This window comes from Paraburkholderia sp. BCC1876 (genome assembly GCF_902833695.1).
Classification (GTDB): Bacteria; Pseudomonadota; Gammaproteobacteria; order Burkholderiales; family Burkholderiaceae; genus Paraburkholderia.
This window is the reverse complement of record NZ_CADFGI010000002.1, coordinates 104,258-125,858: the sequence shown is the minus strand read 5'-3', so window position 1 is coordinate 125,858 and position 21,601 is coordinate 104,258. Positions and strand designations below refer to the sequence as shown.

The following is a 21,601-nucleotide window of genomic DNA, read 5'->3' as shown; positions in this document are numbered from 1 at the left end:
GCGACGAGTGAACAGCCTAATGCGTCGTGCAGGCGCAGCAGTCCGGTTTTCATCATTCTTTTCGTCAGCCCATACAGTGCGCACCGGCTTGTGGCCCGAACGCGATTCAACCCGCGACCCGGCAACAGCCGGTCGCCATTGCCGGTGCGAGTCGATCCGTTGCAACGACAGCCCGTATGCACCGTCGTCGCAAGAAAAGTACTCGACCAGAACAACCCGCTCCGGTTCCTTGACTGCAAGAAACCGGAGCGGCAGATCCTTCATGATTCTTCAGCCTGATCGCTCAGACATCAGAACTTGTACGTCGCGCCAACCTGTGCAAAGCGGCCGATGTACGAATAGATCGATTGGTCGTAACCATTCTGATCCAGCGTGCCGTTCGCGAAGATCGGATCATACGGAGGCGTGCGATTGAAGATGTTGTCGATGCCGCCGAAGATCGTCCAGTGCTTGAAGCCCGTGTACGTCACCATCAGGTTGAACTGGCTGTACGAACCCACTTTGCTCGTGGCCGGCGACAGGTTCTGTGCGTACGGACCCGTGAACTGCCACGTGAGCGCCGCGTCGAACTTGTGGTACGACCAGTCCACAGTGGTGTTGCCCTTCCAGCGCGGGAAGCTGCCGCCGAACGGTTGCGTGAGGGTGTAGTTGTTACCCGCACCGTTGACCGGCGCCTTACCCGGGCTGCCGATCTTGAAGCTGTTCACGTAAGCCCAGTCGCCCGACAGGGTGAACGTACCCGCAGTCGTGGTCGGCAGTGCCTGGCGGAACGTACCTTCAAAGCCATTCGTGTCGAGGTAACCCAGGTTCGCGTACGGAATGACCTTGTACAGCAGGTTGCCGTTGGCATCGAGCACGGTCTGCGACGGCGAGCCCTGGCCGATCACGTTATCCACGCGAATCTTGTACCAGTCGAAGCCGATGTCGGTCGTGCGGGTCGGCGCCAACTGGAAGCCGATGTTCAGGTTACGCGTACGTTCCGGGGCGAGATTCGGATTGCCCTCGGTGATCGACGTGTAGTTCTGGCCCGATGCCTGGTCCACCTGGATACCCAGCGTTTGCGACTTGCTGTTTTCCACGAACGTCGGCGCACGGAAGCCGCGGCTGTACGACGTGTACATCGTCAAAGCCTGCACCGGCTGGTAGCGCAACGCGAAGCGCGGCGAGAACGCACCACCCACATCGCTGTAGTGGTCGTAACGGCCCGACTGGCTGAACGTCAGGTTGTGGATGATCGGAATGTCGACCTGGTAGTACACGGCCGCCACGTTACGCTGACCGTTCACCGTCTGCAGATTCGGGTTGATGACCTCGCCCGTTGCAAACGCGGCGCCCGGGTTCATCACTTCGCTCTGGTGCGTGAACTGCGCGCCCATACCGAAGCCCACATCGCCGGCCGGCAGATGGAACAGCGTCGGCGTGGACAGCGTCGCATCAACCGTGTCGAGCTTCGAGATCGCCAGGTTGTTCGCGTCCTGATACAGACCGTTCAAGCCATTAGGCGTCGCCGACGGATTCGCGAAGTCGAACGTACCGTTCTGGTAGATGTTGGCCAGTGCATTCGCGTTCAGCTGGTTCGTGTACGTGTTCGAAACCGTGCTTTGCGAGTGGCTGACCGACGTTGCCCAATCCCAATCGCCGTTCGGCAGACCGAACGAGCCCTTGAGACCGGTCGACGCGCGCCAGTAAGTGGCATACGTCTTTTCCGACACCGTGTTCGGGAACGCGTACGTAAGCGGCGTATCCACGCCGTACGGGTTGTACGGGCTGCCCGCCGGCACGTTGATGTTGAACGGCGTGAGCAGCTTCGTCTGCGGGTTCATGACCAGCGTCGGATTCTGCGGATTGCCGACCACGTTGCCCCACAGACCGTCATTCGTGGTGGTCGTGTTGCTGCTGATCAGGAAGTCGCCGAAGGCGGTCGTCTGATCGTTGATCTTGAAGTCGGCGTGAACCTTGGCGTTGAAGCGCTCCATCATCGGCGCGATCGACGTGCCTTCCGCGGTGTTATAGCCGCACACCGTGCCCGGCTGTCCCGCCGTCAGCGAGTTGGTGGCCGAAGGGTGCACCGAGCCGCCGAACCCGCAACCGCTCAGCGCCTGCGGGCCACCGGGCGTATTCCAGTACGACGGTGCGAGCAGCGAGAAGCCGCCCGGCTGATTCGTGAAGTCCTGGTTGCGCGTCGAGTCACGGTCGGCCAGCGTAAAGCCGTTCGACTTGTAATAGCTCGCAGCGGCCGTCACGTTGAAACGATCGGAGTTCAGGTCGCCGAAACCGCCCAGCACGCCGAACTTGGTCGTGCCGGCGCCGCCGCCGCCGTTGATCGCGCTGCCGTAGCTGCCGTCGAGTTGCAGACCCTGGAAGTCGTGCTTCGTGATGATGTTGACCACGCCTGCGACAGCGTCCGAGCCGTATTGCGACACAGCGCCGGTCTTGACGATTTCAATCCGGTCGATGTCGTTCAGCGGCAGCGTGTTCAAGTCGAAGAACGAGTCGACGCTGTTCGAGAAGAACGCGAACGGCGCGACACGTTGTCCGTCCACCAGTACCAGCGTGTATTTTTCGCTCAGACCGCGCAGTGCGATACCCGCAGCGCCTGCAGCGAAGTTGCCGGACTGGCCTTCGCTCCAGCTATTCGCCGAGTTGGCCGAGGTGTCGCGCAGAAAGTCGGCGACCGTCGTGGCGCCGCTATTCAGAATGTCCTTTTGCGTAACCGTCTGCACCTGATTGAAGCCGACCTTGTCGGAACTCCGGATCAGCGAACCGGTAACTTCGAACCGCTTCAGTTGCTGGACGTTGCCCTTACCCGCGGCAGGCGCGGCGGTATTCGCCGACGGTGTCGCAGCGGCGCCCGACGCGGCAGCCGCGGGCGTAGCCGGCGTGCTTTCCGTAGTCGTTGCGCCTGCTGCCGCACCCGTCGTGGCCGGCTGGCTTTGTGCGAACGCCGGTACGGCGATTGCGGCCGTCAATGCCAGTTCAGCCCAGATTATTCTTTTGATGGCCAGCGCCAATGCCCGTTGTTTCATTTTTCCCCTTCTCGCTCGTCAGTAAGGCCACAGCTGTATGTGAGAGAGATCTTGTGAATCTCTCTACTCGATATACGGCGATCTTGCGCCGCGCTCCGTTAAAGCCACTCCACTCTCTTCAAGGCTTCTCTAACCGGCGAAGACATGCCGGCACCGCAAGTTCAGCCAGACAGGCGGAGTACTTCAAATAAGTCAATTTTGGACTACCAAATTATTACAAACGAAATGCGCAGCGCTTTCTAATTGTTTTCACTTCTTATGTCGTACAACCTATACGGGGATGACAGGTGGTTTAACCCGCCCGAACAACCCTTCCAAACTTAAGTCATGCTTACAGATATGAATCGACTGATTTCGCGAGAAACTCCGAGTGCAGCACTAGAACAACCGCGGTGTGCCTACCCACACGAGTACCGCTTCTTCTCCGGCGGTATTGGCCCAGGCATGCGGCACAGTGGACTCGTAATGCGCGGTGTCACCAGCCTGCAACACGAACGTCGTACCTTCCAATGTGAGCGATATCTCGCCGCTCATCACATACAGAAACTCTTCCCCTGCGTGCGTCGTGACCTCCGACGGGTGCTGACCCACCGGCATTCTGACGAGAATGACTTCCAGCTTGCTGCCGACCGACAGGTTCGTCAGCCGTCCAAAAATATTCGCGCTTCCGTCGAAGCCGAAGTACTTCAATTCGTTGCCCCTGCGCACCGACCGGTCTTCGGTCGGCGTGTCGACGAAGTACTGCACCGTGACGCCTAATGCGCGTGCAATACCTACTAACGACGTGATCGAAGGTGTTGCATGACCACGCTCCACCTGCGACAGAAAGGGTTTGGAAATACCCGCAGTCTTTGCCACTTCATCCAGCGTGCGCTTGAGCCGTTGGCGAAGCGCGCGGATTTTGCTTCCTATTGAGACCGCTACCTGTGCCTTGTTATCGAGTGGCAAAACCATAGCAAGACAGAATCCCGTAGTCAAAAATAGTTTGATAGAAGCTAATTAAGTTCCATGATTTGCAACACTCTCCGTGAAGCACGCTGGGTAAGCGTGATGAGATGCCGCCACGAAACGCTCTATCAGGTTGGTTGACCTGAGACGTCCATGCTCTCCGTAAGCCCCGCGCTGGTTGCGCGTTCAACCTTGTCCAGGCAGCGGCGAGCGCGTGGACACTACACGGCGAGCGCGCCTCCCCGGAACTGCTAGAGGATTAATTCGAGCGCGCGTCGCCTGATCAAACACGGCGGCAAAAAACAGCTTCTTACTTCGACGCCACCAGCACCCACAAACGGGCGAGGTCGGCCGAGCCGTCTGTGCCCTTCACGGTACGGAAAGTCTGCAACGCCCGCGCTTTATCGCCCGCGACGTAGTACGCCACGCCGAGATGCAGTTGCGCCTGATCCGGGTGGTCGAGACCGCCCTTCGCGATGGCGGCGTCCATGGCGGCGAGACCTTGCTTGACCTGCCCCGCGAACACCTGGTTAAAGCCGGCATTCACCGGCGAGACCGGGTTGGCCGGGTCGGCGGGCGCTTGCGCGCGTTTCGCCGCGAGTGCCTGCAGGCGCTTCTCGCGATCCGCCTGCGCATCGTGTCCCAGCACGCCGGACGTAAAGCCCTGGTCGATCACCTGCTTGCCTTCGGCGGTTGTGCCCGCAACGATGGCGAGTTGGGTCATCTCCATGTAGTCGTCGGCGGTGGACAACGAGCCGGTGGCGCGACGCAGGCGATACGTGTCGATATCGAGCGCCGACGAATAGCCGGGCTTATTGCGAATCGCCGCGAACATGTCATCCCAATATGACTGCTTCGGATGATAGGCAACCAGTTTTTCAAGCGCGCCGCGATAGGTTGCGTCGTCCTTCACACGCTGCGCACAGGTGCCGAGCAATTGCAGTTGCGACTCGTCCGGTGCGTGACCGGCGCGCGCCTGCGCGTCGATGCCCGGTTTCAGCAAACTGACCACGCTCGCGCAATCGTTCGACAGGTAGTAGGACTGAACCAGCAGGACGCGCATGTCGGGATCGCCGCCACCCGCTTTCAGATAACGCTGCGCGACCTTGGCCGCTTGCGCGTAGTTCTTCTGCTGGAAATAGATGCCCGCGAGCGCCGCGGTCGTACGTTGCTCGTCCGCGCCGCTCAATTTGCCGGAGCTGAGCAGCGTTTCGTACGATTGCGCGGCGATACCGGATTCACCGGCGGCCGCCGCGGCCGCACCACGCATCTCTTCGATCATGGTGCTTTCATACGGCGTCTTGCCAGGCACCGCGGCCGCCTGATCGATCTTCGTCAACGCGTCCTTGTACTTGTGCGCGCGATACAGATCCTGCGCGGCGTTCAGCGGCTTCGCCACATCCGGCCGCAAGGTGTCCGCCGCATGAGCGGCGAGCGGCAGCATCGTGAGCGCGGACAGTCCGCCGACAGCGGCCGCAATCACAGCGCGCTTGAACCGTTGATGGATCGTTAGCATTGCCCTTTCCTATTGCATGTACTGCTCATTGCCGATCAGGCCGATTTTCGTCGCGCCCAGTCGCTGCGCGGACGCCATCACGGCCGCGACATCCTTGTACGGCACCAGCTTGTTGGGCCGCAGATGAATTTCCGCCTGCACCGGTTCCGCCGCTACCTGAGCGAGCCGCGATTCGAGTGCGGCGCGGTCCGGCACCGGTTGACCATTCCAGGTCGTGGTGCCGTCGAAATCGATATCGATCTGCACGACTTCCGGCTGCGTGATCGGCGGCGGCGGGTTGCCGACCGGCAGATTCATCTTGATCGCGTGCGTCTGGATAGGGATCGTGATGATCAGCATGATCAGCAGCACCAGCATCACGTCGATCAGCGGCGTGGTGTTGATGTCGACCATCACATCCGGCTCGCTGCCGCCGCCCGACGATACGTTCATTCCCATTGTCGACTCCTACTCCTGTCGACCGGACCTGGCGCTTTAGCGCTGGGTCCGGTCCCATACAAACCTAGCCGCCGCGCGCCGGCGGCTCCGTGATAAACGAAACCTTGGCGATACCGGCGCGTTCGCACTCGGTGATCACGCGGCCGATGAATTCGTAGCGCGTCAACTGATCGCCACGAACATGCACTTCCGGCTGCGGTGTCTGCACCGACACGGTCTTCAGTCGTGCCAGCAGCGTCGGCGCATCGACCTGCTTCTCGTTCCAGAAGAAGTCGCCATCCTTGTTGACCGCGATGACGATGCTCTTCGGCGTGGTCTGCAGCGGCTGGATCGTTTCCTTCGGCAACTGCACCGGCACCGTGTGCGTGACCACCGGAATCGTGATCAGAAAGATGATCAGCAGAACCAGCATCACGTCGACGAGCGGCGTAGTGTTGATACTGGAGATGACCTCGTCGTTGTCGTCCTGCCCGACGCTCATTGCCATGACGGACTCCGCTTATTGGGCCAGCGAGGCTTCACGCGCCGTGGCGCGCGCCGAGCGGCGGCTGCCTGCCAGCAGGACGGTGTGCAGTTGTGCGCCGAATCCACGCACACGCTCCATCACCGACTTGTTGCGGCGAACCAGGAAGTTGTAGCCGAGCACGGCGGGCACTGCCACTGCCAGACCGATTGCGGTCATGATCAGCGCTTCACCCACCGGGCCTGCGACCTTGTCGATCGACGCCTGGCCGGCAATACCGATCGCCGTCAGCGCGTGATAAATCCCCCACACCGTACCGAACAGACCGACGAACGGAGCCGTCGAGCCGACCGTACCGAGGAACGCCAGACCGTCTTGCAGACGATTCGACACGTTGGTGATCGCACGTTCGACCGAAGTGTCGATCCACGTGTTGCGGTCCACTGCTTCGAGCAGCGCTTCGTCGTGATGTTCGCCGGCTTCGATCGCGGTTTCGGCGATGAAACGGAACGGCGAGCCTTCGTCGAGCAGCTTCGCGCCTTCAACCAGCGACGGTGCGGTCCACAGTTGTTCGTCGGCGCTCTTCGCACGGCGGTTCGCACGGAACTGCTCGAAGAACTTGGTGATCATGATGTACCAGCTGCCCATCGACATCAGCACCAGCAGGATCAGCACGAAGCGTGCGACGAAGTCGCCGTTCTTCCACAGCGCGCCGAGGCCGTACGGGTTGTTGACGGTTTCGGACGCGGCGGGCTGCGGCGGCGGCACGGCGTCGTCGGCGGCCGAGGCCGTTTGCGGCGTAGCGGTGGCGGCGGCCGAAGCCGGTGCGGCGGCTGCCGACGCGGTGGCGTCGCTAGCCTGTGCATTAGCCATATGCGGTGCTACAAAGGTATCCACCGTGGTTACGGCGAACAACAGGGTTGCCGCCAATGCGGCGAGAGTACGCTTCTTCATGCCTGCTCCATGTTCATTAGTACAACTTCTAAACCAAGACTGACAAATCGCTACCGGTACCGAACAGCCTGTGCACTCAGTTCAGGTTAAACGAGAACGGAACTTGCACACGGACAGCCTGGCCTTGGGAAACGCACGTGAACTGCTTGACCGCGTTGAACGCAGCGCGATCCAGTGAAGAATCTTCCGACGACTTGGCAACACGCTCATTCGTGATGTGGCCTTGCGGGTCGACCACGAACTCGATCAGCACATCACCCGTGACGTTGTTTTCCTGCGCCTCTTTCGGGTAATGAATCGACGAGCGAATCTGATCCGAATTCGGGCACACCACGCCAACTTCCGTGCTGACCGGCTTGGTCGGCGCGGGCGGCGCAACCACCGGTGCTGCCACAGCCGGCGCCGACACGACCGGTGCGGACTGGTGCGTGATGGTCTGCTGCGGCGGCGTCTGCACCTGCACTTCCGGCGGCGGCACGAACGGCGGCGGCGGCGGCGCAAATTTCGGCGGCGGCAACTCCACGGTCGGCAACGGCGGCGGCGGCGGCGGTTTCACCGGCTCGATGATCTTCGTTTCAATGGGATGCTGGATGACCTGCACGACCTTGGTGGCAAGGCCGTTGACGAGTGCATAAATCAGCACGACGTGCAGGAGCAGAACGGCTGCGATACCGCCGTAGCGGCGTACTGGGTTTTGCTGCTTGCGCCCGAACTCGCGGGGTCGTCCTGGCCTCTGCATCCGGGCCGCTGCTGCCGGAAATTGTCCTTCAACTTTCGTACCCACCTTTACTCCTCCGGCGTGAACCGTCCATTTCTGTAACTGCAGTGCGCTTATGACGCCCGAAGGGATTGCCCTCGGGGAACTGCAAACAACGTCCACTTCAGCCGAGCCCGTTGATCGGGCAGTGGTTTGTTTTGCAGTGCAAAACGACTGCCGTGCTTTCCAGCTCCGATTCGACGACACGTGCAGCCATGAGAAACAGCCGCAACAAGTCCCGCGACACTGATCGCTTAGTCTAAGTAGAACTACTAATAGATTAATTTCGTCCCGCGGATTTCTCTTTCGCATCCAACGCCGGTGACGAATTGGGCAGGGTCCGCGGTAGTGCCTGGAACTTTTTGCGCCAACGTCACATGCGTTTCATGGGAGGCAACGATAGCAGGACAAAAAATGCGCGGTCAAACTTTTTTTGATGGGAGCATACTAAGTTTAGAGAGAAGCCTCTAACTAATGCCGTATTCGCGACGCTTTAAAAGAATAAGCGTATGTCGAACAGATGCCGAATCGCCTGTCGCGACCCAGCATTGAGGATGCCGCCGCTCATGCGGGGCGCACCAACGGACACTCGAGCGGTTCACGAAGCCAGTCCGCGGCAAGGCGAAACGCCTTCCAGGCGGGCTTTCCGCGGTGGCTGCAGGCAGCCGGAGCGGAGCGGAAACAGCAGGGTCAACGTGATGATCGGCGCCGGAACGAGACCGCGGCCGAAGGCGAGAAGATAGCAGAAGGAAAAGCGTGTTTGAAAAAACTTTTTAGCGGTATTTACGACACTCTAAATGCGCATCTGGCTGGCGTCTTTTGTTTTATTACAAATACACTCCAATAAATTACATAAAGCTAACAGTCAAAATAATAGCGCGCAGTTAATGTCCGCGGGTTGCAACTATTAATATCCAGCGGGTTGCGACTATTAATATTCACTGGTTGCAACTATTGCCACCAACATCACGCGCAGCGTTTCAGACAGGTTGACACCGCAATACCAGACGCACGGGTCTAGCTGTCGAAACAGGGCGGCAACGACCCATTACGTCGCCCTGCCGCCCCACCACCTCAACCGTTCGTCCCTTCGCCCGCCGCGATCGCCGTGTTGTGCTGCGTCTGTGTCTGCGTCCGGGCAAGAACAGGCCGCAAGGCCACGCCGGTATGACTGGCCGCGACGCGCACCAGCCCTTCGGGATCCGTGGCAGCGACAATGCTGCCGCCGCCCACGCCGCCTTCCGGACCCAGATCGATGATCCAGTCTGCCTCGGCGATCACGTCCAGATCGTGCTCGATCACCACAACGCTATGCCCGCCGTCCGCGAGACGATGCAGCACGCGGATCAGCTTCGCGACGTCGGCCATATGCAGGCCGACCGTCGGCTCGTCGAGCACGTACAGCGTATGCGGCGGCTTCTGCCCGCGCCGAGTGATGTCATCGCGCACCTTGCTCAACTCGGTCACGAGCTTGATCCGCTGCGCTTCGCCACCCGACAACGTGGGCGACGGCTGACCGAGCGTGAGATACCCAAGCCCGACGTCTTTCATCAATTGCAATGGATGCGCGATGTTCGAGATCGGCGCGAAGAACTCGACGGCCTCGTCGATTTCCATGGTCAGCACGTCGCCGATATTCTTGCCGCGCCACGTGACCGCGAGCGTCTCGGGATTGAAGCGCTGCCCATGGCACACGTCGCAACCCACTTTCACGTCGGGCAGAAAGCTCATGCCGATGGTGCGCACGCCCTGCCCCTCGCAAGCGGGACAGCGCCCCTCGCCGGTATTGAACGAGAAACGCGAGGCCGTATAGCCACGCGCACGCGCTTCGAGCGTGCCCGCGAACAGCTTGCGGATCGCATCCCACACGCCGATATACGTGGCCGGACACGAACGCGGCGTCTTGCCGATCGGCGTTTGATCGACCTCGAGCACACGGTCGATGGTTTCCCATCCGGTGATCGAATCGCAGCCTTGCCACGCATGCGTAACGTCCAACGGCGCACGCGGCGCCGAGCGCGCCAGCACGCTCGAACGACGGTTCGCCGCCGGTTTATCTTCCGCCGCCGCGCGCGCCCGCCGCGTGGCCGGCGACGACAGCACCGAGCGCCCGACCGCATCCAGCAGATTGGTCATCAGCACGTCGCGGGCAAGCGTGGACTTGCCTGAACCGCTGACGCCGGTCACCGCGACCAGTCTCGACAGCGGAATACCCACCGTGACATCGCGCAAATTGTGCAGCTTCGCACCGCGCACGGTCAGCCAGTTCTCCGGCACCGCGGGCGCACGCTTACTCGCCGCCGTCACTGCGCGACGCGGCTGCAACGGATGCACGATCGGATTGGCGAGAAACTGCCCGGTCAACGAATCCGGTTGCGCAGACAGGTCGCTCACACTCCCCTGCGCGATCAGCGTGCCGCCGCGTTTCCCGGCGCCCGGTCCGATATCGATGATGTGATCGGCACGCCGAATCGTATCTTCGTCATGCTCGACGACCACCAGCGTATTGCCTTTATCGCCTAGCTTACGCAGCGCGTTCAGCAGAATCTGGTTGTCGCGCGGATGCAAACCGATGGTCGGTTCATCCAGCACGTAACACACGCCCTGCAGATTGCTGCCCAATTGCGCAGCCAGCCGGATTCGTTGCGCCTCACCACCCGACAGGCTCGGCGCCGCGCGATCCAGACTCAGATAACCGAGCCCGACTTCTTCGAGAAACTGCAGACGGCTGCCGATTTCGCTAATCACGTCGCGCGCGATTTCCGCGTCGCGCCCGCTCATTTTCAACGTCTCGATCCACGTGCGCGTATCGGACACGGTCCATTGCGCGACGTCGACGATCGCCTGCGCGTTGAACGTCACCGCGCGCGCAGTCGGATTCAACCGCGTGCCGTGGCAATCGTGACAAGGTTCGTCGACGAGGCCTTCCGGTTCCTGCTCTTCCGACGGCAAGCTCTGCTCGCGGCCGCGATTGTCGTCGGCGACGATCGTGTCGTCGTACGCGGCGCGTTGTTCACGCGTGAGTTCGAGGCCCGTGCCGACGCAGGTGGTACACCAGCCATGCTTGCTGTTGTACGAGAACATGCGCGGATCGAGTTCCGGATAACTGGTGCCGCACACCGGGCACGCACGTTTGGTGGACAGCACCTTCACCGCGCCCAGCTTCGCGGTCGGCTTGCCGCCGCTAATCGCGGCATGCAGACCGTCGAGCGGCGCCAGCAGATGCATCACGCCTTTGCCGATTTCCAGCGTCTGGTGAAGCGCCTCACGCAACTCGGCTTCATGATCCGCCGACACGATCAGGTCGGTCACCGGCAGTTCGATGGTGTGTTCGCGGAAACGGTCGAGCTTCGGCCACGGGTCCACCGGCACGAATTCGCCATCCACGCGCAGATGCGTATTGCCGCGCGCCTTCGCCCATTTCGCGAGATCCGTATAGACGCCCTTGCGGTTCACCACCAGCGGCGCGAGGAACCCGACATGCTGGCCCTTGTGATCGCGCAGCAATTGCGCCGCGACCGATTCGACGCTTTGCGAAGTGACCGGCGTGCCGTCGTGAATGCAATGCTGCAAGCCGAGCTTCACATACAGCAGACGCAGAAAGTGCCACACCTCGGAGGTCGTCGCGACGGTGCTCTTACGGCCGCCGCGCGAGAGCCGCTGTTCGATCGCGACGGTCGGCGGAATGCCGTACACCGCGTCGACCTCCGGCCGCCCGGCCGGTTGCACGATAGAGCGCGCATACGCATTCAGCGACTCGAGATAACGGCGCTGCCCTTCGTGGAACAGAATGTCGAACGCGAGCGTGGACTTGCCCGAACCGGACACGCCGGTAATCACGTTGAACTTGCCGTGCGGAATGTCCACGTCCAGCGCTTTCAGGTTGTGCTCGCGCGCGTTGACGATCCGCACTACGTCTTCGCCTTCGATCGCCCGCCGCGCGCGCGCCGCGCTCAACGCCTTTTGCAACGGAATGCCTTGCGACGCCGGTTCGGCCGCCGCGTCCATGGCGCGATCGTATTGCAGCAGCGCTACGCCCGTGTGCGACTCCGCGCACTGCTTGACCTCGTCCGGCGTGCCCGCGCACAGCACGCGGCCGCCGCCGTCGCCGCCTTCGGGGCCGAGATCGATCAGCCAGTCGGCCGCCCGAATCACGTCGAGATTGTGTTCGATCACGATCAGCGAATGGCCGCTCGCGAGCAGCTTGCCGAACGCCTGCATCAGCTTGGCGATGTCGTCGAAATGCAGGCCGGTGGTCGGTTCGTCGAACATGAACAGACGTTTCGCGACCGGCTTGTTCGCGCTGCGCGCGGTACTCGCCTGCACCGATTCCGCGAGGAAGCCGGCGAGCTTGAGCCGCTGCGCTTCGCCGCCGGACAGCGTGGGCACCGGTTGACCGAGCTTCACGTATTCGAGGCCGACGTCGACGATAGGCTGCAGCACGCGCAGGACTTCGGCGTCTTTCGCGAAATAAGCCGTGGCTTCGCTGACGGTCAATTCGAGCACGTCGGCAATGCTCAACGCACGCGCCGGTTCGCCGCGCTCGATCTTCACTTCGAGCAGTTCGGCGCGATAACGGCGCCCGTCGCAATCCGGACAACGCAGGTACACGTCGCTCAGGAACTGCATTTCAATGTGCTCGAAACCCGAGCCGCCGCAGGTCGGGCAGCGCCCGTCGCCGGAATTGAAGCTGAACATGCCCGGGCCGTAGCCGCGCTGCTGCGCGAGCGGCGCCTTCGAGAACAGCTTGCGGATTTCGTCGAAAGCGCCGACATAACTGGCCGGATTCGAGCGCGCCGTCTTGCCGATCGGCGACTGGTCGACGAACACGACATCCGTGACCTGGTCGGCGCCCGTCAGACTGCGGAACGCGCCGGGCGATTCCGTGGCGAGACCGAAGTGCCGCGCCATGGCCGGATACAGCACGTCCTGCAGCAGCGTGGATTTGCCGGAGCCCGACACGCCTGTCACGCAGACGAGCCGTTGCAACGGAATCTCTACCGTGACGTCGCGCAGATTGTGTTCGGTCGCGCCTTCGAGCACGATGCGCGGCGTCTTTGCATCCACCGGACGTTGCGACCAGTGGGCCGCGTCCGCCACATGCCGGCGACCGCCGAGGTACTCGCCGGTCAGCGTGCCGGACGAACGGATCGCCTCCGGCACGCCGTCGTAAATGATCGAGCCGCCGCGTTCGCCCGGCCCCGGACCCATGTCGATCAGCCGGTCGGCCGCGAGCATCACCGACGGATCGTGCTCGACCACCACCAGCGTATTGCCCGCGTCGCGCAGCCGATGCATCGCCTCGACGATCCGGTTCAGGTCGCGCGGATGCAGGCCGATGCTCGGCTCGTCGAGCACGAACAGCGTCTTGGTCAGCGACGTGCCGAGCGCTGTAGTCAGGTTGATCCGCTGCACCTCGCCGCCCGACAGCGTGCGGCTTTGCCGGTCGAGCGTCAGATACCCGAGGCCGACGTCGCACAGATATTTGAGGCGCGTGCGCACCTCGGCGAGCAGCAGCTTGAGCGCGTCGTCGAGCAACGCGCTGGGCAGGCTGATTTCGTCGAAGAAACGGCGGATGCGCTCGATCGGCAGCAACATCAAATCGTGCACGGTCAGCCCGGGCAACGCTTCGAGTTGCGGACGGGTCCACTCGACGCCGCGCGGCATGAAACGCTTGCCTTCCGGCAGCACCTGGTCCGCATTCGCCTTGCTGCCGAGACGCCACAACAGCGATTCCGTTTTCAGCCGCGCGCCGCCGCAGGTCTCGCACGGCGTATAGCTGCGGTACTTCGACAGCAGCACGCGGATATGCATCTTGTACGCCTTCGATTCGAGATACTCGAAGAAGCGTTTGACGCCGTACCAATGGGTTTGCCACTTGCCGTTCCAGTCCGGCGAACCGTTGATGACCCAGTCGCGTTCAACGTCCGTCAGCTCGCCCCACGGCGTGCCGCGACGGATGCCGGCCTTCGCCGCGTAGCGCATCAGATCGTCCTGGCACTCCTTCCACGCGGGCGTTTGCATCGGCTTGATCGCGCCTTCGCTCAACGTCTTGCGCGCGTCGGGAATCACCAGCCCGAGATCGACGCCGATCACGCGACCGAACCCGCGGCAGACTTCGCACGCGCCGTAAGCCGAGTTGAACGAGAACAGCGCCGGCTGCGGATCGGCATAGCGCAGATCGCTTTCCGGGCTATGCAAACCGGTGGAGAAACGCCAGATCACCGGCTCGGCCGCTTCGCTCTCCGGCCCTTCCGACGAGGCCGGCAGCACGTAAATATTCGCGCGCCCGCCACCGCGTTTGAGCGACGCCTCGATCGCCTCGACCACCCGCTGTTTGTCGACCGAACTCAGCCGGAAGCGGTCGGCCACCACGTCGAGCAGCTTGCGCCGGCCGGTGGGCGAATCCACCTCGCGCTGCGCCTGGACGCGCGTATAGCCGCTCGCCGACAGCCATTGCTCCACTTCCTGCTCGGAGGCGGATTCCGGCAATTCCACCGGGAACGTGACCACGAGGCGCGGTTCGGCGCCCTGCTGCGCGGTACGTTCGACGAGCTCGGCGTAAATGGTTTCCGACGTGTCGTGACGCACCTGCAGCGACGTCTGGCGGTCGAACAACTCCGCCGCGCGCGCGTACAGCAGCTTCAGGTGGTCGTTGAGCTCCGTCATGGTGCCGACCGTGGAGCGGGAGCTGCGCACCGGATTGGTCTGGTCGATCGCGATGGCGGGCGGCACGCCGTCCACCCGGTCGACCTGCGGCCGGTCCATGCGGTCGAGGAACTGCCGCGCGTAGGCGCTGAAAGTTTCGACGTAGCGCCGCTGCCCTTCCGCGTACAGCGTGTCGAACACGAGGCTCGACTTGCCGGAACCGGACGGGCCGGTGACGACCGTCATTTCGCCGGTTCGGATGTCGAGATCGACGTTCTTGAGGTTGTGCTGGCGCGCGCCGCGAATCTGGATGATGCCGTTAGATGCCAATTTTTCGACCGTTTGAAGGAGTGGGCCACCTCTCACGGACGCCTCGCGACCGCGCAAGTTCGGTGCAGTTGAGCCGGCGGGGACACACGCCGAAGCCCGGGTTGCAACGGGATACTATACTGTATATTTATACAGTTTTCCATGACACGAACAGGCTGACCAACCGGTCAGCAAGCGTTGTGCCGTCGTGAAACACGTATCGGAGAAGCGCCGGAACCGGCGTCGGACGAAACAGGATGGCGAGACAGAACCGCGCCGGCTCGCGATAACGCGCCGGCGCGGCCGGCCTAGCTAAATACACCTTCCACGCGAGTGCGAACCCGCGTGCGTGCGCCGCGCACGCGCTTCGCGTCCCGCGCGGCGGCTTGGGGCGCGGCTTGCGGCGCGGCGGATTCCGAAGCGAGCGCTGCCGGTGCGCCAACCTCCGGCGCGATCGCCTCGACCGCGCTTTCCAGCGCGTTGCTCGCACCCAGCGCGTAAGCCACACAGCGGCGCGCGAGCACATCGGTCGGATCGACGAAGCGCACCGTCTGCCCTTCTGTGACACTTGCGCCGCTCGCGCCACTTGCGCCACTCGGCGCGGTATCACCCATCAGCAGCGGCAACTCGGTGCATCCAAGCACGATCACCTGCACGCCTTGCGCGACCAGATCGTCGATCGCCGCGCCAAGATCCTCGCAACACTCGCCGGACCTGAAGCCCGCCTTCGCGCCGTTCGGCCCGTAGATCGCGTTCATCAGCCGCGTCTGCGCGGGCGCGCGCGGCGCGATCTGCACGAAGCCGCTCGCTTCGAGCGCGCTTTCGTACACGCCGCTGGCGAGCGTGCCCGTGGTTGCCAGCACGCCGATCTCGCGCACGTCGGGAAAAGCGTCGCGCAGATAATCGGCGGTACAGGTCAGCATATTCACGATCGGAATGGTCAGCGACGGCTGGATCTGTTCGACGAACGCATGCGCCGTATTGCACGGAATCGCGATCAGATCCGCGCCGCCGTCTTCGAGCGTCTTGCACGCGGCGTAGAGCGCGAGCGTCGGATCGATTCCGCGGCCGAGTAGCGCTTCGGTACGATCCGGAATCTGCGGATTCTGTTCGACCATGATCTTGATGTGATCCTGATCGCGCGCGGCGGGCGTGTTGCGCACCAGCTTGCTCATGAAATCGACGGTGGCCGCGGGGCCGACGCCGCCCAGCACGCCCACCTTGAAGCGCCGCTCCGGCTGCGTAAATTGCGCTGCGGCAACGTAGCGCGCGTAGACCAGATTGGCATCAACGAACGGCACCGGCAGCGTGTCGAGCGCGCGTGCCACCAGCGCGATTTCGGCGAGACCGGGCACGATGATCTCGGCGCCTTGCGCGACGAGGTCCGCACAAGCGGCGCGCAGCAACTCGATCGGCCGGCCGTAAAAATGACCGCTGCGGATGCCCGCGTCGCCGTACACCGCGCTGGTCACACAATCGACGCCCGCTGTGTTGAGCGGATGCAGCACGTCGAAGTCCGGGGCTTCGAAATAGCGCTCAAAAAGACCGTTGTCGCGGATCGCGTCGGACGTCAGCACGCCGATCCGGCGCACCGACGGAAACGCCTGGCGCACATGCGCCGATAGCGCGCTCATGATGTTCGCCACAGGTAGCGCGACGTTCGCCGACAGTTCGTCGATAAAGGTGTGACTGAGAAAGCACGGCAGCACGATTGCATCGACGCCGCGTTTTTCAAAAGCGCGCAGCGTGTCGAATACGTGAATCTTGAAGGTGGCGTTCGCCGCGCTCTGCGAAGCCGGGCCGTGCCAGCTCCGCTCTTCGAGCACGAGATCGAACGGCTTCACCGCGCCGGGCCGGCGCCAGGCCGCGCTCATCCGGCACAAGACGTCGGCGCTGGCGAGTTGCGCCGCGCCGGTCACAACGCCCAGCGAACGATAGCGATTCATGATGACCTTCCCCTGTCATTTTTTTTCGTCCGCCTAAATGGCGGGCGAGTTCTGCGCGCTTGAGGATGACATTATGTCGCGCGAGTATGACGTGGGGTTAACCACGAAAAACAATTTCCATCTGTTTTCAGACCGGCGCGGCAACACGCCGGCGCGTCGTTCAGACTGCTTCGACGACGGCCTGCGTCGTGCCTTGCTTGCGGCGTTCCAGCGTGCCGATGCACACCAGCGAAATCCCGGCCAGCACGCTATAGAACACGGCCAGCGGCCACCAGGCGCCCGGATAGCGATGCGCGAGCACGGTGCCGATCAGCGGCGTCAAGCCGCCGGCCAGCGCCGCGCACAGCTGGTACGACAGCGAGATCGCCGAATACCTCACGCGCACGGGGAACGCGGTCGACATGAAGCCGGCCATCACGGCATACGAACTCGACATGCACATCACCGCGAGCGCGATGCCGATCACGATCGCCAGCGGCCGGCCGGTCGAGACCAGCGCGAACATCGGATACGGCGACAGCATCGCCAGCGCCGCCGCGCCTTTCAGGAACCGTCCGGTGCCGATGCGTTGCGCAAACCAGCCCGAACCTAGTTGCGTGAACAACTGGATGAACGCGACCACGAACAGACAATCGAGAATCAGCGAGCGATCGAGGCCGAGCGTCTGCGTCGTGTAATTGAGCATGAAGGTGTTGACGAACCATGCACCGGCCACGCCGATCACGTTCGCGCCGAGACACAGCAGCAGCGTGCGCCACGCGTCGCGCACCACTTCGACGACCGGCAGCGCGGCGACCCGGCGCTGTGCCTTGAGCGCCTTGAATTCCGGCGATTCGTCGACGCCCACGCGGATCAGCAGACCGACCACCAGCAGCAGCGCGCTGGCGAGAAACGGCAGGCGCCAGCCCCAGCTGAGAAACGCGTCCTTATCCATCGACGCCACCGCGCGAAACGCGATCAGCGACAGAATCAAACCCGCCGGACTGCCGAGTTGCGCGAACGACGCGAAGAAGGTCCGCTTACCCTGCGGCGCATGTTCGCTCGCCATCAACACCGCGCCGCCCCACTCGCCGCCGATCGCGATGCCCTGCGCGACGCGCAGCAGCACCAGCAACACCGGCGCCCACACACCGGCGCTCGCGTAAGTCGGCAGAAAGCCGATGCCGACCGTGCCGACGCCCATGATCGCGAGCGTCGCCACCAGCGCTTTCTTGCGACCGATGCGGTCGCCGAGATGGCCGAACACCAGGCCGCCGAACGGTCGCGCGAAAAAGCCGACCGCGAAGGTGCCGAACGACGCCAGCGTCGCGAAGAACGGATCGCCGCCGGGAAAGAACAGCTTGCCGAAGATCAGCGCGGAGGCCGTGGCGTAGATGTAAAAGTCGTACCACTCGATGGTGGTGCCCACGAAAGCCGCCGCTGCGGCGCGCGTGGGTTGCCGGGCTGCGGCGTGGTCGTCTGGCTCGCGATTCATGGGTTTGTCTCCAAGGTCGTTCTTCTGGATGGCGCGGCTTCTGTGAGCCGTCGTCGGGGGACTGCGGTGATTAATCGGGTGGGCTCACGTTGAGCGCAGCGGGTTCGGGCTCACAGCCCTTCGGCATCTCGCCGCGCAACACACCCGCCTCGAACAACCTCTCCTGCGTCGCCGCGTCGATCCCCAACCCATCCAGCACCGCGCGCGTATCGCCGCCGAGCGCCGGTGGCGCGCTGCGATACGTGGCCGGCGTGCGCGAGAGCTTGATCGGCGACGCCGTGCCGCGATACGCGCCCAACTCGACCACCATCCTGCGATGCAGCGTATGCGGATGGCGCGCGACCACGTCGACGGTTTGCACCGGACCACAGGGCACGCCCGCGTTGATCAGCGCCTGCGCGAGCGGCTCGCAATCGTGCGCGGCGAGCAGGTTTTCGAGCGCCGCCTTCAAGGGCTCGCGATGCGCGCAGCGGCTGCGGTTGTCGACATAGCGCGGATCGTCGGCGAGTTCGGGCGCGCCGAGATGCGCGCACAGTCGCGCGAACTGCCGGTCGTTGCCGACCGCCAGAAAGATCGGCGCGCTCGCGGTGCGATAGCTGTCGTACGGCGTGATGTTGGGATGCGCGTTGCCGCTGCGCTGCGGCGTGCGGCCGGAGCCGAAATAATTCGGCAGATGCGGATGCAGCAGCGACACGCCGCAGTCGTACAACGCGATATCGATCGACTGGCCGCGTCCGCTGCTCGCGCGTTCGGCGAGCGCGAGCAGAATGCCGGCGAGCGCGTTCAGGCCCGTGACCATGTCGACGACCGGCAGGCCGACGCGCGTGGCCGGTCCGTCAAGTTCGCCGTTCACGCTCATCAGGCCGGTCATCGCCTGGATGGCGGCGTCGTAGCCGGGTAAGCCGCCGAGCGGGCCGTCGGGGCCGTAGCCCGAGACCGCGCAATGAATCAGTTTCGGAAAACGCTCGCGCAGATCGCGCTCGTAGTCCATGCCCCAGCGCGCGAGTGTGCCGGGTTTGAAGTTTTCGACCAGTACATCGGCGTCCTCGAGCAGTTTCCACAGGATCGCGCGGCCCTCGTCGCGCGACAGGTCGACGGCGATGCCCTGCTTGTTGCGGTTGACGCCCGCGAAATACCACGCGGTGTCGCCGTAGAACGGTGGACCCCAGCCGCGTGTTTCGTCGCCGTCGGGCGGTTCGAGTTTGATCACCTGGGCGCCGTGATCGGCTAGCGCTTGCGTGCAGTACGGGCCGCCGAGTACGCGGCTCAAGTCGATGACCTTGATGCCTTGCAGGGCGCCTTGGGTGCTTTGTGCGCTTTTTTCACTACTGGACGCCGTCATCACGCGCTCCCTTCCGGCAACACTTGCAGCGCCTGTTCTAGCGTCACGCCGCGGCCGTTCACCAATGCGTCGATCACGCCGGGTTCATCGGCCGAACTCCGTGGATTCAGCGGATCGATCGGCAACAACTTATGCCGCACCACCAGATGACTCAGCGCAAGACGCCGGTAATCCGGCGCGAGCCGTACGCCTTCGCACGCCATCAGCACCGCGGTGCTCGCGTGATACAACGCCGTGCCCGCCTGCCGGACCCATTCGTCGCGGCCGGCTTCCGCGACGCTCGCCAACGCATCGCAGGCGCGCGTCAGCGTGGCGCGCAACAACGCGAGACTCGTCGCCGGCAAACCGGCCGCGCCGAGCCGGTCCAGCAAATACGCGCGCAACGGTTCAAGCGCGCCGTCGCGTTTCGCCGCGCGGGCGATGTCGAGCGCGACGATATTGCTGGTGCCTTCCCAGATCGAGCCGAGATGCGCGTCGCGCACCAGCCGCGCGTCGCTCCATTCTTCGATGTAACCGGTGCCGCCGCGCACCTCCATGGCGTCGCCGGTCACGCGGCGCGCGTCGCGGCAGGCGCGGAACTTGATCAACGGCGTGAGGATGCGCACACATTTCGCCGCCTGATGGTCGCCGGCATCGGCCTGGTCGAGCAGTAGCGCGATCTGCATGAACATCGAGCGCGCCTGTTCGGCGGGCAGCATCATCTTGAGCAATTGACGCTGCATCAGCGGCATATCGATCAGCTTGCGGCCGAACGCTTCGCGATGACGCGCGATATGCAGCGCTTCCGTCACAGCGCGCCGCATCAAGCCGGCCGCGCGCACGCCGTTCGACAGACGCGACATGTTGATCATGTCGGCCATCTGATGAAAACCGCGCCCCACTTCGCCGATCAGATACGCGGTGGCGCCTTCCAGCACGATCTCGCCGCTCGCCATCGAACGGCTGCCGAGCTTGTCCTTCAGCCGCACGATCCGGTAGGCGTTGCGCGAGCCGTCCGGCAGCGTTTTCGGCAGCAGAAACAGCGCGAGACCGTTGATGCCTGCCGGCGCGGTATCGGGACGCGCCAGCACCATCGCGAGATCGGCGTCGGCGTTCGAGCAGAACCATTTGTCGCCGTGCAGGCGCCATGTTTGCGCGCCCTGCGCATCCGTTTCCAGCGTGGCGCGCGTCGCGATCCGCGCGACGTCGGAGCCCGCCGCCTGCTCCGTCATGAACATCGCGCCTTGAAACAGCGAGTCGAAATCGCGCGACGCCAAGCGCGGCAAAAACCGCGCGACCAGTTCGGGCGCGCCGAATTTGCGCAACGTGCGGGTGAGCGAATCGGTCATGCTCACCGGACAGCACAGACCAAATTCCGCCTGCACGAACAGGAACGTCAGCGCGTATTTGACAAGCGGCGGCGGCGTTTTCTGGCCTTCGCGGGTTGCGTGGCTCAGCGACGCCAGTCCCAACTCGGCGTACGCCACACGTTCCAGCGCGATGTAATCGGGATGCTTGTCGATACTTTGCAGCGCTTCGCCGCGCCGTGTGCGATGGCGCAATTGCGGCGTGTTTTTGTCGGCCGACAGCGCCCAGATGTCGAGTTCACCGGACGCGCGTTGGCCGAGTTCGACGAGTTGGCTGTCGAGTTCCCGATACAGCGCTTCGCCGAGATGCAGTTTGAGCAGGCCCGCGAAATCGGGGTCGCTGGTGAAGAAATTGATGCCCCGGCTATCGGGAATATGGGACGCGCCGGGTGCCGGCTGCGCGGTGATGTCGCTCATGCTTGTCTCGTCTCCAT

Annotated in this window: 12 protein-coding genes; all 12 read right to left on the bottom strand. The window is 63.3% G+C overall.

Translation table 11 applies throughout. The annotated features are described in order from the left end of the window. Nucleotides 1–290: 290 nt before the first annotated feature. Nucleotides 291–3,026 (bottom strand): TonB-dependent receptor, encoded by a 2,736-nt coding sequence (locus HWY05_RS07030; RefSeq protein ID WP_176057882.1) that lies wholly within the window; start codon nucleotides 3,024–3,026, stop codon nucleotides 291–293. 378 nt (nucleotides 3,027–3,404) lie between these two features. Continuing rightward, nucleotides 3,405–3,980 carry a cupin domain-containing protein gene (locus HWY05_RS07025; protein ID WP_035551439.1) on the bottom strand — a complete coding sequence of 192 codons (576 nt, stop codon included), beginning with the start codon at nucleotides 3,978–3,980 and terminating at the stop codon, nucleotides 3,405–3,407. 304 nt (nucleotides 3,981–4,284) lie between these two features. Then, nucleotides 4,285–5,490, bottom strand: a complete 1,206-nt coding sequence (locus HWY05_RS07020; RefSeq protein WP_176057881.1) for a tetratricopeptide repeat protein — start codon at nucleotides 5,488–5,490, stop codon at nucleotides 4,285–4,287. 9 nt (nucleotides 5,491–5,499) lie between these two features. Further along, on the bottom strand, nucleotides 5,500–5,928 hold the full coding sequence (locus HWY05_RS07015) for a biopolymer transporter ExbD (RefSeq protein ID WP_035551441.1): 429 nt from the start codon (nucleotides 5,926–5,928) through the stop codon (nucleotides 5,500–5,502). A 64-nt stretch (nucleotides 5,929–5,992) separates the two neighbouring features. Continuing rightward, the gene (locus tag HWY05_RS07010; protein WP_035551443.1) at nucleotides 5,993–6,415 is read right to left on the bottom strand and encodes a biopolymer transporter ExbD; all 423 of its coding nucleotides are present in this window, start codon (nucleotides 6,413–6,415) and stop codon (nucleotides 5,993–5,995) included. A 12-nt stretch (nucleotides 6,416–6,427) separates the two neighbouring features. Beyond that, on the bottom strand, nucleotides 6,428–7,345 hold the full coding sequence (locus HWY05_RS07005) for a MotA/TolQ/ExbB proton channel family protein (protein ID WP_035551446.1): 918 nt from the start codon (nucleotides 7,343–7,345) through the stop codon (nucleotides 6,428–6,430). Between the two features lie 76 nt (nucleotides 7,346–7,421). Continuing rightward, complete coding sequence (locus HWY05_RS07000) at nucleotides 7,422–8,084, bottom strand: energy transducer TonB (RefSeq protein ID WP_051980550.1); 663 nt, start codon at nucleotides 8,082–8,084, stop codon at nucleotides 7,422–7,424. Nucleotides 8,085–9,176: 1,092 nt separating this feature from the next. Beyond that, the gene (gene uvrA, locus HWY05_RS06995; RefSeq protein ID WP_176057880.1) at nucleotides 9,177–15,080 is read right to left on the bottom strand and encodes an excinuclease ABC subunit UvrA; all 5,904 of its coding nucleotides are present in this window, start codon (nucleotides 15,078–15,080) and stop codon (nucleotides 9,177–9,179) included. A gap of 287 nt (nucleotides 15,081–15,367) precedes the next feature. After that, complete coding sequence (locus tag HWY05_RS06990; RefSeq protein ID WP_176057879.1) at nucleotides 15,368–17,005, bottom strand: amino acid racemase; 1,638 nt, start codon at nucleotides 17,003–17,005, stop codon at nucleotides 15,368–15,370. A gap of 160 nt (nucleotides 17,006–17,165) precedes the next feature. Next, on the bottom strand, nucleotides 17,166–18,479 hold the full coding sequence (locus tag HWY05_RS06985) for an MFS transporter (RefSeq protein WP_035551451.1): 1,314 nt from the start codon (nucleotides 18,477–18,479) through the stop codon (nucleotides 17,166–17,168). 70 nt (nucleotides 18,480–18,549) lie between these two features. Beyond that, nucleotides 18,550–19,821: a CoA transferase gene (locus tag HWY05_RS06980; protein WP_244146541.1), complete on the bottom strand. Its 1,272-nt coding sequence runs from the start codon at nucleotides 19,819–19,821 to the stop codon at nucleotides 18,550–18,552. Continuing rightward, nucleotides 19,821–21,584, bottom strand: coding sequence for an acyl-CoA dehydrogenase family protein (locus HWY05_RS06975; protein ID WP_176057878.1), 1,764 nt, complete (start codon nucleotides 21,582–21,584; stop codon nucleotides 19,821–19,823). The genes HWY05_RS06980 and HWY05_RS06975 overlap by 1 nt, the downstream gene beginning before the upstream one ends. Nucleotides 21,585–21,601 lie beyond the last annotated feature (17 nt).